The sequence below is a fragment of the Nitrospira marina genome, from assembly GCF_059568365.1.
The window spans coordinates 1,746,037-1,760,434 of the sequence record NZ_JCANTH010000001.1; the positions used below are offsets into that span (position 1 = coordinate 1,746,037).

The window sequence follows — 14,398 nt, forward strand, 5'->3', positions numbered from 1 at the left end:
ATGGGGCTGGTGTTGGGTGTCCTGAATCCCCTGGGCCCCGGCCTTTATGACGATTTTGAACTGCTTTCCCATTTGGCGTATGATGACCCCTTCTTCACGATTGTAGTGGGAGGCCCCATCCCACCCGGAGGTCCACCATGCTCACGTCAGTTCAATATAGCATCGATAAAGCCGATTGCATTCGGTTTATCAATGAGGGGTGGCTACAGTTTGCCTGCCAAAATGCCGGAGGGCATCTGAATCGCGCGTATGTCATTGGAAAGTCCCTCTGGGATTTCATCGACGGGGAGGAACTCCGTCAGATATACCGCCATATTTTTAAGGTCGTGAGAAAGAAACAGCAAGCAGCGGTTTTCAAGTTTCGCTGCGATTCCCCGGTATGTCGCCGGTATTTTCAACTCATGGTGTCTCCTCTTCAGGAGGACGAACTGATGTTCTCGACTCACCCCATCCGTGTGGTTCCACGAGACCCTGTTTTGTTCCTCGATCCCGATGTACAGAGAGGGGAGCCCTTTCTGACGATCTGTAGTTGGTGTATGAAAGTCCGTCTCCCGAACCAGGGATGGGTCGAGTTGGAGGAGGTGGTGAATTATCTTGATCTTCTTGGCAGCAGGGTTGTGCCTTCCCTGACGCATGGGATTTGTCGGAAATGTGAGGGCAACATCGAGAAAGAGTTGAAAATCCTGAAGTGACCAGGTAGAACAGGCCATGGCCCGGTTCATGGCAATGGAATCCTTGGAGCCTGTCGGACTTAGGATGAATCGGCTGCAAAAGCGTTTAAGCGGTCCATATTTCACCGCTTTCTTGGACCATAGTCTTACTATGGGCCGGCGAAATCGTCAAAATCTGGCCTCGCTCAGCCGCTTTTTCGCTCCCGATCCCCCAAGTCCGACTGGCTCCTGTGTGCTCGAAAAAATTTGACATGGTGGTGTATAGTCGTTCAGCGTATTCGTGGACAAAAGGACGCAAATCTCTGTGACCGGTTGTTCGTTGGGAGATTTATTATTGGTCAATTGGAGGGTAGTATGGCCGTAACAAAGAAGTCGATCCGTCAAGCATCTAAGAAACGCACTCCTTCTTCGAAGAAAAAGCAGACGCCTTCTCGTAAAAAAGGACCAGCCTCCTCCAAGAAAGGACCGGTCTCCTCCAAGAAAGGGACCGCCTCTCGAAAAAAGGGGATCGCCCCCAGGAAATCAACGCGGCCTCAACGGGTGGGGGGGTCTCGTGCACCGGGAGGCATGGCCAAAACGATTGAGTCTCTCACTGAACGCCTCGATATCATGCTCCCTGAAGTCATGTTCCGGATTGCTGCAATTGAGCATCTCTTGGTGAAAAATCAACTGTGCCTGTATGAAGAACTCACCAATGCGCGACAATTTATTCAGGAACAGGAACGTACGTGATCGGAATGTCCGGGCCGGGGATCATGATCGAATGGGAAAGAGCGGCATGGAGGATATTCACCCCTTGAGGAAGAAGGGAAGATTATGACCGTCGATTTCAAGGAAACCATTGCCCATTATATGCAGCGCGATCTTGAAGGGGTGAGCGAAGACACCTCGGTGCTGAATGCGGTGAGTCTCATGGCGGCACGACGGATTGGGAGTCTTGTTGTTCATCCGGCAGGGCAGGAATCTCAGGGAACAAAAATTATCGGGCTCATTTCAGAGACCGATCTTATCCGCCTGGTCATCGCTAAAGATCTGACTGCGGCCGGAACGAACGTGGGGCAGATTATGGCAAGCCCGTTACTCTCCATTCCCTCTGATCGAACGATGCTGGATGCCAGCCATTTCATGGAGAAGCATGGCATTCGGCATCTTTGTGTGACCGAAGGGGAAGCGGTTGTCGGGTTGATTTCCGTTCGCGACCTGGTGAAACATTTTGTGTATGCTGAGAAGGGGCCGATCCGAGATCTTGATGATGTGTACCGGCCGCTCAGCGTGCTAATGCGGCGTGACATTGAAACGATCGATCGGGAAGCGACACTCATCACCGTCGCCCAGCGTATGACCGACAAGCGGATCGGGGCCCTCATGGTGACGCAGGCTGGAAAGATGGTGGGAATTGTCACGGAGCGAGATCTGATCTACAAAGGCATGGCTCAGAACCGGGATCTGACTCAGGCCAGGGCGGGCTCCGTGATGACGCAAGCGCTGATCGATATTGATATCAACCGCACCGTGCATGATGCCAGCGATCTTATGGCCGAAAAAAGTATCCGGCATCTGCCGATTACGGAAAATCATGCGATTGTGGGTATTTTGTCTGTGAGGGACCTGATGCGAATGATTTCCGTCAGGGATCGTCCCAGGTTTCTCAACCAGCAATCATAGGGCTCCTCACCCATGACCGGATCGAATTCTTCAATTTTAGGAGCGCACTGATGGGGGCAACCCAAGCCTATGCCGCGTTGCAAGCCGGGGCCTTACTCGAACCGTTCAGCTTTGACCGGCGACCGGTCGGGTCGAATGACGTTCTAATCAAAATCGATTTTTGCGGAGTCTGCCACTCGGACATTCATCAGGCGCGAGACGAATGGGGTGGATCCATCTTTCCTCTAGTCCCCGGGCATGAGGTGATTGGTACGGTGACCAGGGTGGGGGCAGGTGTTAAGAAGGTGAGTGAAGGAGAGACGGTCGGAGTCGGATGTTTTGTCGATTCATGTCGCACCTGTTCATCATGTACCCGTGGCGTAGAGCAATATTGTGAAGCGGGTATGATCCTGACTTATAACGGTCTCGACAAAGATGGCCGGCCGACTTATGGCGGCTACTCCAGCGAAATTGTGGTGCATGAATCATATGTGCTCAAGATTCCTGACTCTCTTCCGCCGGCAGGTGCCGCCCCGTTGTTGTGTGCTGGAATTACCACGTACTCTCCTTTGCGGCAGTGGGGCATAGGGAAAGGCCATAGGCTTGGGGTGGTGGGACTCGGGGGGCTTGGTCACATGGCGGTCAAATTTGGGAAGGCCTTTGGGGCGGAGGTCACTGTCTTGAGCCGCACGGACCTGAAGCGGGGGGAAGCGGAACGTCTTGGGGCGGCAGAGTTTGCGGCGACTTCGCAGGAAGGGACCTTGACGCGTTTGGCCCGTCAGTTTGATTTCGTAATTGATACGGTCTCTGGCACTCATGATTTCAATGCCTATCTGGGGTTGCTTAAAACCGATGGAACATACATTGTGGTCGGTGCGCCGAGCGAACCGCTCTCCGTTGAGGCGTTTGCGCTTATTATGCGGCGGCGGCGTCTGGTAGGTTCCCTGATTGGCGGGATTCGTGAGACGCAGGAAATGCTGAATTTTTGCGGGGAGCATGGGATCACTTCCGATGTGGAGGTCATTCCCATCAAACAGATTAACGAAGCCTATGAACGGGTCCTTCGGGGGGACGTCCGTTTTCGTTTTGTCATCGATACGGCCTCGTTAACCGACACCCCCTAATAACGAGAGCTTCTGTGTTTATTGCCGGCAACTTCGGGAAGGATATCTTTGGCTCGCCAGCCCGATTGCGGCAGGAGGAGGTGTCAGTTCCCATTTCCCTTGTGAACAACTAATCTTTTTTCATAAAATTCCTCTTTCTACAAAAGAGGGGGTTGCGATTCCATTAATCTCTGGTACTCTTGCTCAAAAGGGAGATTGCCATGATGGGAATAGTGGTGCATCTCGTTATCCTTCTGGTGCTTATTTTTCCGACGGACAGTGTGGCCCGCCGCGCCTCTTTCACACCTGAACAAAAAGCACAGCTCTCCCGCATTCAAACTATCCGGGTTTCCGCCCTGGCGCTGACTGAAAAGGGTTTTACCTCGCCCGAGCTGATTCTCCAGGTGGTTCAGCGGCGATTCGAAGAGCTGGGATTTCAGGTGGTCACGGATGCCACTCAACCGCATGATGTGGAATTCCATATCATCTGCGAAGAGCGTAAACACCAACAAAGCGTCGCTCGCTTTGGCGGAGATAATGAGTTGACCAATACGCCCGACCGACTCTGGCATGGCCCGGCCTGCCAATTATCGTATCTCCTTGAGGGGAGGGATCTGAGTTGGCACAAAGAAGTACACCCCTCGATGGAGCAGGATTCTCATATTCTGCGAGAGGCGCAGGACTTAGACTCCGGCGTTGCTGTGTTTGAGCAACTCACCCGGGAACTTGAACGGTTTGATTTTCCGGTTATGCTCCTCAGTGAATGGGGGCAAACCCATCGACTGGTGTCCGTGCTGACCAATCCCGAGACGTCCCAAACCCGTCAATTGATTATTCTTGATTTGCTCCGTCAGTTCCCCGATCCCGAAGCCCTTCCGTATCTCCTGAAAGAAGTTGAACAGGGACAGGCTCCGGAGCAAGCCATTGCGGCCATTTCCGGTCTTGGACTCGAGGTCGTTCCGTACCTGCAAGGGCTGTTCGAAAGCCAGGACAAACCGGTCTCGATTCGAGCGGCGGCAGCCAAGGGATTGGGACGGATTTTGCGAGCCGAAGGGGATCTAGAGGTGATGACAATTTTGCTGACGTATCTGTCCAACGCAACGTCGAAAATTCGGTCTTCTTCTGATATTGAATTTCCGGTGCTCACTGAGGTTGTGTGGGGAGTTGGGTCCATTCACCATAGACCAACGGTCGCACTCATTATCAATCTCCAAGACCGACTGTGGCTGATTTACGATAACTCACCGGAGATGAAGAAACTACGGGATGTGGTAAGCGTCGTTCACAAATATCAGGATTTCAATCAGCTTTAAACAGTGGATGTGAGTGAAGGACGTGACAGCCGGGATTGGCTGAAGAAAGACACGCTGAGAGACTGTTGCATCATTCTCGAGTCCCACCCGTTTCATCCCTTACCATTTTATTACGGAGCAATCTGGAGTACAGCGGATCGCGCTCAAAAAGTCCCTACTCCCACTTAGGTTGGGGGAAGAAGGGGCCCCGCCCATTGCCCTTTAATGCGCTGAACATCCACCAGATTATTCGGCGGACCAAGATCGGCCATGAGTTTGGTATCAATCCGGCCATGTGTCACATGCAATAGTTGTGGTTCACTGACGCCCAGCGCTTTAAACCAATACCATCCGGGACAGGCAGGTGTGGTGTCGTTCCAGGTTGGAACCACATGGCGCAGGTCATGTTCCAGTTTCGCTTGAACCTGGTTTGCGTCATGCTGTCCCAATAATGATCGAATGCCTGCATACAATGCTTCCGCATGGGCTTGCAAGGTCATTGGATTGAGAATCCTTTCGTTTGGAAATTTGTGAAAGATCGCCACACACCATACGTCATTTTCTTCCGGCGATTCAACGTTCTCCATGAATCGCAACGGAACTGAGGTGCAGCCGAAAGAAGGGTGTTCTATCTCAATAATTTGTAGAGGATGTTGTCCGAGAAGCCAACGGGGCGGTATATGGCACGTTTGGAAATTTGACCAGCGTGGTTCACTGAGAAACCCGCATCGGCTAATGGGAAACATCACAGAGGAGGCAACATGGATTGGGTGACGGTTATGGGATATGTCGCGGGGGCCTGCACGACCTCGTCGTTTCTTCCCCAGGCGATTCAAATTGTGAAAACGAAACATACCAAGGATCTTTCTCTGAGCATGTATTCAATCTTAACTTCGGGCTTGATGCTCTGGAGCGTATATGGATTGATCAATCATGATTGGCCGTTAGTCATCGCCAATATGGTGACCTTGTTTCTGGCTGGTTGGATATTTATCCTCAAGCTCCGGTACGGATAGAGTAAAAGTATGGGGAAACTTCGCCTTGTTTCAGAAGGCCGGTTTTTTGAGATGATAGGGAAAAATGAGGGGGATGAGAGCGAGTGGTAGGGAAGTGGGCAGGAAACATTGCATTAGTTTTCATTGGATGTGGAATGGTCTTTGTCCTCGTTGAATTCGGCCTTTACCTTTTCGGAATTTCTTACCCCTCGTTCTTTATTGCTGACAATCTGACCGGCTATGCGCATAAACCGGGGGCTGAAGGTCTTTATTCTAATGAAGGTGAAGCCTACATTCGGATCAATAGTATAGGGCTGCGCGACCGTGAGCACACTCTGGAAAAGCCTGTTGGGACTTTCCGGATTGCGCTTCTGGGCGATTCCTACACGGAAGCGATGCAGGTCCCGACAGAACACATCTATGGGGCCAGGCTTGAACATGAGTTGTCAGATTGTCCCTCCCTCGCCGGGCGTCAGGTAGAAGCCATGAATTTCGGTGTGTCCGGCTTCAGTACAGCCCAGGAATTACTGGCGCTGCGTCACAAGGTTACTCCCTATGATCCGGATCTCGTCCTGCTGGCATTTTATACAGAGAACGATATTCGTGGGAACCTGAGAGAACTGAACGCGAAAACCAATATCCCCTATTTCATCATGAACGACGGACGCCTCGTCCTCGACAATTCCTTCCATCACACGACGGAGTTTTGGCTTCAACAATTTCCGCTGAGTGACGAAGCCTTTGAAATCTCCCGCGTACTACAGGTGTTTCGCCATGCCAAATACAAACTAAAATCCTTTTTGGAAGATAGGGCTCAGCAACAGCAGTTGAAGGACTGGGAAGATCCCGCTCTTCGTCTCGATTTACTGGTCTATCTCGACCAGCCGGACCCATCCTGGGAAAGCGCCTGGAAGATTACCGAACAATTGATCGTGCAAATGAAGCGAGAGGTAAATGATGGGGGACGCCGATTCCTTCTTGTGAGCCTTTCGAATCCCGACCAGGTTCATCCCGATGTGCAACATCGCCAGGCATTGGCCCGTCAACTTGGCATACGGGATCTTTCGTATCCTGACCGGCGCATCCAGGCCTTGGCGAAACGGGAAGACATCGAATTGTTGAGTCTGGCAGAACCTCTCGCCACCTATGCTGAACAGCATGGTGTGTTCCTGCATGGATTTCAGAACAGTGAATTAGGGAGGGGCCACTGGAACGCCGCCGGTCACCGGCTTGCCGGGAAGCTGATGTCTGAAAGAATCTGTCTGATGGTGGAATCGAGCGTTCCGCCGAAGGACATAAAGGCGGAATGACACTTATTACTTCAACCCTCGGTGGGTCTGATGTGACGCACATTTTTGTGCATGATCCGGTCGCACTCGCAAAGAATCTTCCCTTGGAGATGCGTACTCCCAATTTCCGTGCCTACGATCAGCGGGCGCTCGTCATGGCCAGGCGGCACGATGTGGTCTGTATGACAAGAAGTAAGATTGACCTGTCCTATTTTGAATTTCTGTACGAGTTGGGTGTCGGGCCGGAACTGGGAAATATCATTGAACTTGAGCCCGGCCCCGAATCTGGCGAATGCCTGGAAAATGACCTCTTCTGTCCCTCTGTCGACTCCTTACTCAGAATCTGTGAGCGGATCTCACCCCAAAATCAGGTCGTTCTGAATCCTGATGGAGTGTCGCAGAAGGGGTATGTGATGGCCCAGGCGTTGGAGAACCTCCTTGGCAAGACAGTGAAGTTCATGGGCGGCAATCCTGAGGTGACCGAGGTGGCGAATCTCAAACACGTGGCGTATCGGAAGGCTCAGGAACTTGGTATTCCGGTTGCCCGGGGCGAAATTGTTAAGTGGTCTGATAGCCAAGCCAAGAATGTGGCTATCCTTCGATCGGCAATTCGTCGTTACGTTTCTGAGACGGGCCGGGTGATTATTCGATCCGCCGAAGGAAGGGGCGGGTCCGGTATCTTCCTTGTCGAGGATAATGCCGAAAGCGAGCGACAGGCATTGGAGCTCATCTCTCGAAGGCCCTTATCACCGGTCTATCTCGTGCAGGTATTGTATGAGGTCGCCTTCTCCCCCAATATTCTTGTCGATGTCCAGCCTGATGGGGGGGCGGTGGATGTGGTCGGGATATCCGATCAGCGTTTGAATCTTCATCTGGGACATATTGGAAATGTCTCCCCTTCCGGGGCACACATGCTGAATGACATGAGTCGGGCTGCTGAAGTATTGGGACGATGGCTGCAGGAAGATGGCTTCACAGGGTTGGTCGGGTTTGATTTTGTGGAACATGCGGACCTCCGGACCGGAAGAAGACGGTGGTTTCTTGCAGAGATTAACGCCAGGTGGAATGCATCCGTCTATCCAACTTTTTTGATGGCGCATCTCAATGTGCGTCAAATGGACCGCGGGTTCCCGGTGATTGGGGCTTTCTTTTCGATGCTTGCAAGAATTCAGACCGTGTCTTTTCCAGAGTTTCGGAATGCGTTTGACGCAAGGCTGTTCAATCCTCGCACTGGCCGGGGGATGATTCCCTATGGATTCTGCCAACAGAAAATGTGTTGTAATATGGTATTCTTTGGACCCTCAAGAGATGAAGTGAATGCCATGCATGAGGAGTGCGTTGCGCAATTATCAGGGTGATGACTTCAGGTACCCCGCCTGCTGATCCATCGTGACCTTCCCTTTTAGTGTGCAATAGAACACTCTACGCTCTGCTATGATCGATCCTGTATCTTCTCTTAATTCTTCTCATTCCGATCGACCACGAATCCCGAAAAGTATTTGGGCCCTGGGCCTCGTGAGCTTGTGTATGGATATGTCGTCCGAGCTGATTCACAGCTTGCTTCCGGTCTATATGGTGACGGTGCTTGGTGCCAGTCTATTGTCGGTGGGCATCATTGAGGGATTTGCTGAAGCCACGGCCTTACTGACCAAAATGTTCTCCGGCGTGCTAAGTGATTATTGGGGCAAACGCAAGCTGCTGACGGTGATTGGCTATGGGATGGCTGCAGCCACGAAACCGTTATTTCCGTTAGCTTCCAGTCTGACCACCGTGTTTCTCGCGCGGTTTCTGGACCGCGTAGGGAAGGGCATCCGTGGGGCCCCGCGTGATGCGCTGATTGGAGAGTTGGCGCCGCCGAATTTGCGCGGGACCTGTTACGGGCTTCGCCAATCGCTCGATACCGTCGGCGCGTTCCTTGGGCCGTTGATGGCCATGGGGTTGATGGTTCTGCTCGCGAATGACATCCGGGCCGTGTTGTGGGTTGCCGTCATTCCCGCAATATTGGCCGTGGTCCTTCTTATTGTCGGTGTCCAGGAGCCCCCATCCACTCAGCATGAAGGAATGCCTCGAACGATTATTCGGTTGGGTGATCTGCGGAGGATTGGTCCGGCCTACTGGTGGATTGTTGCGTTGGGAGGCCTGTTAACCCTTGCCAGATTTAGCGAAGCCTTCCTGGTTCTACGGGCAGAGGATGTCGGGTTATCGGTGACATTTATTCCTCTGGTGATGGTCGTGATGAGCGTGACCTATGCTGCGTCCGCTTATCCCGCAGGCAGGCTTGCGGATAAGATGAGTCGCCGTCCGTTGTTGGTCGCAGGATGTTTTTTCTTGCTGATGGCTGATGTGATTCTTGCTGTTGCCGGCGATGTGGTCATGGTGATGATTGGAGTCGCGATCTGGGGGATTCATATGGGCCTCACGCAAGGTCTCCTGGCCACTCTCATTGCGGATGCCTCACAGCCCGAGTTTCGCGGAAGTGCTTTCGGTATATTCAGTTTCGTAAGCGGTGTGGCACTCCTCTGTGCGAGTGTGCTGGCAGGATTCCTCTGGGACCAGTTCGGTCCGTACGCCACCTTTCTGAGTGGAGCGGTGTTGACGGCTCTGGCTCTGCTCGGATTTGTCGTCCATAACCCGGACACCCTTCATTCAAAGCGAGGGTAATGGGGACTGTGTTTTCACGGAATAGGGATAATGTATGAATGCTGTATATTGGTATGTCGGCGCCGCGCTGGCGGAAATTAGCGGGTGTTTTGCCTTTTGGGCCTGGTTACGACTTGGGCGATCGGGGTGGTGGACGGTTCCCGGCATGGTGAGTCTGATTGTGTTCGCTCTCTTATTGGCGCGAACGGAAGCTGCATTTGCGGGTCGAGCCTATGCCGCATACGGCGGAGTATATATCGCGGCCTCTCTCTTATGGCTCTGGGGTGTTGAAAAGATCCCACCGGATCGTTGGGATTGGCTCGGGGCCGGGCTATGTCTTGTCGGAGCGGCGGTGATTCTTTGGGGCCCTCGTCCCGCTTAATACATTGGAGAGCAACGGATTTCGCGGTGGGTGGTACTCGTCAGCTTGGTGGATGCTGAGGGGAATTCTTTAAGCGTTGACGAGGGGGCGTTTCCTTCCGCCTCGTCAACTCGCGTGTCTTCACCGGTTGGCACGAATGCCCTGTGCTATTTTTTGCCTTTTTTTTCGGCCCGCTTTTCTTTCATGGTTTTCGCTGGCTTTTTTTTGGTTTCTTTGCGTGCGTCCTGGCTCTTTCCCATGGTGTGCTCCTTGTGTTGTTAATGGTGCGGCTTTTCTGTGGTGCCGTTCGGAGGCGAATGGTAGCGAACCTGTGGGAAAAAGTATAGGTGGCGTGATGGGGAAAGAAGGGGCTTGTGGATGCATGAAAGCGGAAGAACAGGTTCTTGACAAAGACCTTTGCATGGATACTTCATACACTCGAAGCGGAGGTAGAAACGAAAGCCAGTGTCATGGTAAAAAAATGAAAAATTAGAAGGGACGTCCGACCCTGATTCAGAAAGGAGCGCACAATGGCTGATCAATGGATGCTGCGAGGTGTCGAGTTTGCCAATTGCAATTGTAGCTATGGGTGTGGATGCCAGTTTAATGCCCCCTCGACGAACGGATTTTGCGAGGCCATGGGCTCGGGATATATTGAAGAGGGTTTTTTCAATGACACGCGTTTAGATGGATTGAACTACGTCATGCTCTTGCAATGGCCGGGGGAAATCGCACAAGGAAATGGAACTCAGCAGATTTTGATCGATGCGCGAGCGGATGCCATGCAACGCGAAGCACTCCGGAAAATACTCCATGGGGAGTCCACAGCCCCGGGAGCTACCCATTTTTTTGTGTTCAATAGTACGATGTCTAACGTGTTGGAACCCCAGTTTGTTCCGATTGATCTCTCCATAGATGTGGAGGGAAGACAAGCCACGGTCAATGTGCCGGGCTTGGTGGAATCGAAGGGTACACCGATCCCCAATCCTCATACCGGAAAAGATCATCGCGCCAGAATTCATTTACCGGAAGGATTTGAGTATACCGTGGCCGAAGTGGGCAACGGCTCGACCAAGGCTCAAGCTGGAATTACGTTAAACCTGTCTCATAGCTATGGACAATTTAATATTCTTCACATGAATCAGGATGGAGTGATCAGACCCTGATTGTTGAGGGATGCGTCTTGTCTTGTAAACGACTTTTTCGTCGCCCATCGTCATTTTCCGCCATGTTGAATGTGCAGAGTGTTGACCACGCCGTTGTGAGTCTCGTGGTTTGGCCCAGGACAGCCCCAATCCTGTAATCTTTACAGTAGCGCCCACGCGGGCTTCGCCCTTCCGGTGAGGAAGGAAAAGTTCTATCAAGCCAAAGTGTCCGCTTCCCGGGTCTTCGACCAACCTGTCAGTTGCTGATTGTTCCAGGGGTTCTTATAGTCCATTTTCATGAGCCCCTCTTCCGCCTCTTCATTTCCTATGTTACCCAGGCGTGATCGAATCACGATTCTCTCAGCTCTGATTGGGGTGATTATTTTGGCCTGGGTGTATGTCCTGTATCTCTGGGCGAAGATGCCCATGATGAATGCTGATGTGCCCGGGGCGATTATGCAGTTGCATCCATGGACCCCGGTGGACTTTGTGTTTATGTTTCTGATGTGGGCTGTCATGATGGTCGGGATGATGCTGCCGGGTGCCGTCCCGATGACGTTGTTGTATGCAGGCATGGTTCGCAAGGCCGAACGGCAGGGTTCACTCATGGCTCCGACGGGGGCATTTGTGGCCGGGTATTTGGCTCTATGGAGTGTTTTTAGTGTAGGCGCGACTGTCGTGCAGTGGGGATTGCATGCAGCGGCTATGCTCTCGCCCATGATGGTGGCCCAAAGTCATGTTGTCGGTGCAGGGCTTTTAATTGTCGCTGGTCTGTATCAACTTACCCCGTGGAAGACTGCGTGCTTAAATCATTGTCGGGCACCTGCTCATTTTATTGCCGAGCATTGGCGCCCGGGCACTTCCGGCGCGTTTCGATTAGGACTTCATCATGGTGCATTTTGTCTTGGCTGCTGCTGGGCCTTGATGGGGTTGTTGTTTGTGGGTGGAGTGATGAATGTGCTCTGGATCGCGGCGATTACGGTCTTTGTGTTTTTAGAAAAAGTGTTGCCGGTCGGTGCCTGGAGCGGAGGATTGGGATGGGTGGCCGGGATCGGCCTGATTGTGAGTGGGGTAGGCGTTTTGTTTCTGGCGTAATGGGGTGTCCGTTTTGGGATGTGCCCGTTTCACGACTGCTTCATGACTTTGTGGGTGAATCGGGTGTAACAACGACCACGCCGTCTTCGGTGACGGGAAAGCGTTGGCGATCGTGCTGGAGATCGTGGCCGATGACCGTATCGGGGGGAAGGACGACGCCCTTATCGATGATGGCCCGGCGGATACGGGACCGGTCGCCGATTTTGACATTTTCCATGATGACGGAATCGTGGACTTCGGCATGATGCTCGATGTGGACGTTTGGTGAGAGCACACAATTTTGCACCAGACTTCCGGAGATAATGCAGCCTCCTGAGACGATGGAATCCAGTGCCATGCCTCTGCGCCCTCCCTTGAACTCATCGGCAAAGACAAATTTGGCTGGCGGGTATTGGCCTTGGTAGGTGCGGATAGGCCAGGCCTCATCATAGAGGTTGAGGTGGGGATCAACCCCGACGAGATCCATGTTGGCTTCGTAATAGGCATCCAGGGTACCGATGTCCCGCCAATACTTGACCTCTTTTTTGTTTTCATCTTCAAAATTATAGGCAAAAACTTTTTTGTTGTTCTGAATCATGTTGGGAATAATATTTTTCCCGAAGTCATGGGCCGTGGGCATTTCGGAATCTTTTCGCAGTTCTTCATAGAGGTGTTCTGTGCGAAAAAGATAGATGCCCATGGAAACAAACGCATGCGTTGGATCATCAGGTAGGGGAAACGGGTTGGCCGGCTTTTCTTCAAACCGGGTGACACGGTTTGAGGGATCTACCCCAAGGACCCCGAACTGTCGAGCTTTTTCGACCGGCCACTCAAGGGCGCCCACAACGGCATCCGCCTCCGTTTCTTGCATGAACCTGAACATGTCGGCATAGTTCATTTTGTAAAGGTGATCTCCCGCCAGCACCAATAGAAAATTCGGGCGTTCTTGTTCCAGCAGAAATAGGTTTTGATGGACTGCGTCGGCTGTGCCCCGGTACCACTCGGCGTTGATCCGTTGTTGCGGTGGGATGGAAAAGATGAATTCGCCCAGTTCCGGGTTGAAAATCGACCAACCTCTTCGGATGTGGCGGTCCAACGAGTGGGATTTATATTGGATAAGCACGGCAATTTTGCGAATCCCCGAATTGAGGCAATTGCTCAAGGTCACGTCGATGATGCGGTATTTGCCTCCAAAGGGCACCGCAGGTTTGGCGCGATGTTGGGTGAGCGGGAGGAGCCGTTCGCCACGGCCACCGGCAAGGATCATGGTATAGACATCAATCATGGGGGAAACCATGATATCAAATGGCCGGGATGGAAGGAATGGGTTGGGTACGGGCTTTGGTTTGGCGCGCAAGCCCCGGGCTGTCAATACATGTTGTTACTTGGAAAGGTCTTGTCTGATTTATGCCTGCTTCGCCTTGGCGTCGAGGAGTGCTTTGATGTCTGACTCAAGGTCTGAGGGTTTGGTTGCAGGGGCATAGCGTTCCTTGACCGCACCGGTTTGGTCTACCAGAAATTTCGTGAAGTTCCACTTGATGGCCTCTGATCCGAGCACTCCCGGTGCCTCGGCTTTGAGGTGTTGGAAGAGGGGATGAGCATCGGGCCCATTCACGTCCACCTTGGCAAACATCGGAAAAGTCACTCCATAGTTGGTTTGGCAGAAGGCGAGGATTTCTTCGTTCTCCCCCGGGTCCTGGGTTCCAAACTGATTGCAGGGAAATCCGAGGATCTCCAGTCCTTGTGAATGATATTTTTTATAGAGATCTTCCAGCCCCTGAAACTGAGGAGTGAATCCGCATTTGGAGGCCGTATTGACGATAAGTAAGACCTTCCCCTTTTGGGTTGCAAGGATTTCATCCTTTCCCTGAATGTTCCGGCAGGTGATGTCGTAAAAGGTACTCATGGGTTTTGTGCCTTTACAGTGCTTGAGTGGATGAATGGTTGTGGTGTGACGTGTGACCGGACATTCACCTTCCAATTGTACCATTCGAATACCAGGTTGGCACGCGAGAGAAGAAGGAAAATTTGACAGGATATGTATTGTCCTGTAATCTAATTTCTGTTCATGTCGATTCGGTCCGACGACGGGAACATTCAATTAATCTTCGGGCCCCGCGATCGTATCGCGACCAGATCCTGCTCGGAGCGGACTTCCCACCTGATTCTGCTTCACTCGGTTTT

The 14,398-nt window shown here is 52.3% G+C and carries 15 protein-coding genes; 12 read left to right on the forward strand and 3 right to left on the reverse strand.

Annotated features, from left to right (window positions below; translation table 11 throughout):
- The first annotated feature begins 137 nt into the window (after positions 1-137).
- From LX98_RS07140 to LX98_RS07160, 5 genes are all read left to right on the forward strand, one after another.
- Positions 138-692, forward strand: a complete 555-nt coding sequence (locus LX98_RS07140; RefSeq protein ID WP_496428248.1) for a hypothetical protein — start codon at positions 138-140, stop codon at positions 690-692.
- Between the two features lie 546 nt (positions 693-1,238).
- Complete coding sequence (locus LX98_RS07145; protein WP_442433243.1) at positions 1,239-1,403, forward strand: hypothetical protein; 165 nt, start codon at positions 1,239-1,241, stop codon at positions 1,401-1,403.
- Between the two features lie 84 nt (positions 1,404-1,487).
- Positions 1,488-2,336, forward strand: a complete 849-nt coding sequence (locus LX98_RS07150; protein WP_496428249.1) for a CBS domain-containing protein — start codon at positions 1,488-1,490, stop codon at positions 2,334-2,336.
- A gap of 50 nt (positions 2,337-2,386) precedes the next feature.
- Positions 2,387-3,439: an alcohol dehydrogenase catalytic domain-containing protein gene (locus LX98_RS07155; RefSeq protein WP_496428250.1), complete on the forward strand. Its 1,053-nt coding sequence runs from the start codon at positions 2,387-2,389 to the stop codon at positions 3,437-3,439.
- Positions 3,440-3,639: 200 nt separating this feature from the next.
- The gene (locus tag LX98_RS07160) at positions 3,640-4,731 is read left to right on the forward strand and encodes a HEAT repeat domain-containing protein (RefSeq protein ID WP_496428251.1); all 1,092 of its coding nucleotides are present in this window, start codon (positions 3,640-3,642) and stop codon (positions 4,729-4,731) included.
- Between the two features lie 164 nt (positions 4,732-4,895).
- On the opposite strand, the gene LX98_RS07165 is transcribed toward LX98_RS07160, so the two are convergent.
- Positions 4,896-5,210: a hypothetical protein gene (locus tag LX98_RS07165; RefSeq protein WP_496428252.1), complete on the reverse strand. Its 315-nt coding sequence runs from the start codon at positions 5,208-5,210 to the stop codon at positions 4,896-4,898.
- Between the two features lie 261 nt (positions 5,211-5,471).
- Here LX98_RS07165 and LX98_RS07170 point away from each other — a divergent pair, with 261 nt between their 5' ends.
- From LX98_RS07170 to LX98_RS07200, 7 genes are all read left to right on the forward strand, one after another.
- On the forward strand, positions 5,472-5,726 hold the full coding sequence (locus LX98_RS07170; RefSeq protein ID WP_496428253.1) for a SemiSWEET transporter: 255 nt from the start codon (positions 5,472-5,474) through the stop codon (positions 5,724-5,726).
- 134 nt (positions 5,727-5,860) lie between these two features.
- A complete protein-coding gene (locus LX98_RS07175) occupies positions 5,861-7,015 on the forward strand; it encodes an SGNH/GDSL hydrolase family protein (protein ID WP_496428254.1) in 1,155 nt (384 codons plus the stop codon).
- Positions 7,012-8,352: an ATP-grasp domain-containing protein gene (locus LX98_RS07180; protein WP_496428255.1), complete on the forward strand. Its 1,341-nt coding sequence runs from the start codon at positions 7,012-7,014 to the stop codon at positions 8,350-8,352. The genes LX98_RS07175 and LX98_RS07180 overlap by 4 nt, the downstream gene beginning before the upstream one ends.
- 76 nt (positions 8,353-8,428) lie before the next feature.
- Entirely contained in the window at positions 8,429-9,655 is a 1,227-nt protein-coding gene (locus tag LX98_RS07185) for an MFS transporter (RefSeq protein WP_496428256.1), read from the forward strand.
- A gap of 34 nt (positions 9,656-9,689) precedes the next feature.
- Complete coding sequence (locus LX98_RS07190) at positions 9,690-10,016, forward strand: YnfA family protein (protein WP_496428257.1); 327 nt, start codon at positions 9,690-9,692, stop codon at positions 10,014-10,016.
- A 509-nt stretch (positions 10,017-10,525) separates the two neighbouring features.
- Entirely contained in the window at positions 10,526-11,161 is a 636-nt protein-coding gene (locus LX98_RS07195) for a DUF1326 domain-containing protein (RefSeq protein ID WP_496428258.1), read from the forward strand.
- A gap of 306 nt (positions 11,162-11,467) precedes the next feature.
- The gene (locus LX98_RS07200) at positions 11,468-12,235 is read left to right on the forward strand and encodes a copper chaperone (RefSeq protein WP_496428259.1); all 768 of its coding nucleotides are present in this window, start codon (positions 11,468-11,470) and stop codon (positions 12,233-12,235) included.
- 40 nt (positions 12,236-12,275) lie between these two features.
- On the opposite strand, the gene glgC is transcribed toward LX98_RS07200, so the two are convergent.
- Together glgC and LX98_RS07210 are read right to left on the reverse strand one after the other, a co-directional pair.
- Complete coding sequence (gene glgC, locus LX98_RS07205; protein WP_496428260.1) at positions 12,276-13,499, reverse strand: glucose-1-phosphate adenylyltransferase; 1,224 nt, start codon at positions 13,497-13,499, stop codon at positions 12,276-12,278.
- 120 nt (positions 13,500-13,619) lie between these two features.
- Positions 13,620-14,120 carry a glutathione peroxidase gene (locus LX98_RS07210; protein ID WP_496430577.1) on the reverse strand — a complete coding sequence of 167 codons (501 nt, stop codon included), beginning with the start codon at positions 14,118-14,120 and terminating at the stop codon, positions 13,620-13,622.
- Positions 14,121-14,398 lie beyond the last annotated feature (278 nt).

Bases quoted from the DNA above. Each gene is read 5' to 3' on its own strand.
- LX98_RS07195 (WP_496428258.1), top strand. From the start codon at position 10,526: ATGGCTGATCAATGGATGCTGCGAGGTGTCGAGTTTGCCAATTGCAAT.
- LX98_RS07145 (WP_442433243.1), top strand. From the start codon at position 1,239: ATGGCCAAAACGATTGAGTCTCTCACTGAACGCCTCGATATCATGCTC.
- glgC (WP_496428260.1), bottom strand. From the start codon at position 13,499: ATGATTGATGTCTATACCATGATCCTTGCCGGTGGCCGTGGCGAACGG.
- LX98_RS07190 (WP_496428257.1), top strand. From the start codon at position 9,690: ATGAATGCTGTATATTGGTATGTCGGCGCCGCGCTGGCGGAAATTAGC.
- LX98_RS07160 (WP_496428251.1), top strand. From the start codon at position 3,640: ATGATGGGAATAGTGGTGCATCTCGTTATCCTTCTGGTGCTTATTTTT.
- LX98_RS07155 (WP_496428250.1), top strand. From the start codon at position 2,387: ATGGGGGCAACCCAAGCCTATGCCGCGTTGCAAGCCGGGGCCTTACTC.
- LX98_RS07175 (WP_496428254.1), top strand. From the start codon at position 5,861: ATGGTCTTTGTCCTCGTTGAATTCGGCCTTTACCTTTTCGGAATTTCT.
- LX98_RS07180 (WP_496428255.1), top strand. From the start codon at position 7,012: ATGACACTTATTACTTCAACCCTCGGTGGGTCTGATGTGACGCACATT.
- LX98_RS07200 (WP_496428259.1), top strand. From the start codon at position 11,468: ATGTTACCCAGGCGTGATCGAATCACGATTCTCTCAGCTCTGATTGGG.
- LX98_RS07150 (WP_496428249.1), top strand. From the start codon at position 1,488: ATGACCGTCGATTTCAAGGAAACCATTGCCCATTATATGCAGCGCGAT.
- LX98_RS07185 (WP_496428256.1), top strand. From the start codon at position 8,429: ATGATCGATCCTGTATCTTCTCTTAATTCTTCTCATTCCGATCGACCA.
- LX98_RS07210 (WP_496430577.1), bottom strand. From the start codon at position 14,120: ATGAGTACCTTTTACGACATCACCTGCCGGAACATTCAGGGAAAGGAT.
- LX98_RS07170 (WP_496428253.1), top strand. From the start codon at position 5,472: ATGGATTGGGTGACGGTTATGGGATATGTCGCGGGGGCCTGCACGACC.
- LX98_RS07165 (WP_496428252.1), bottom strand. From the start codon at position 5,210: ATGACCTTGCAAGCCCATGCGGAAGCATTGTATGCAGGCATTCGATCA.
- LX98_RS07140 (WP_496428248.1), top strand. From the start codon at position 138: ATGCTCACGTCAGTTCAATATAGCATCGATAAAGCCGATTGCATTCGG.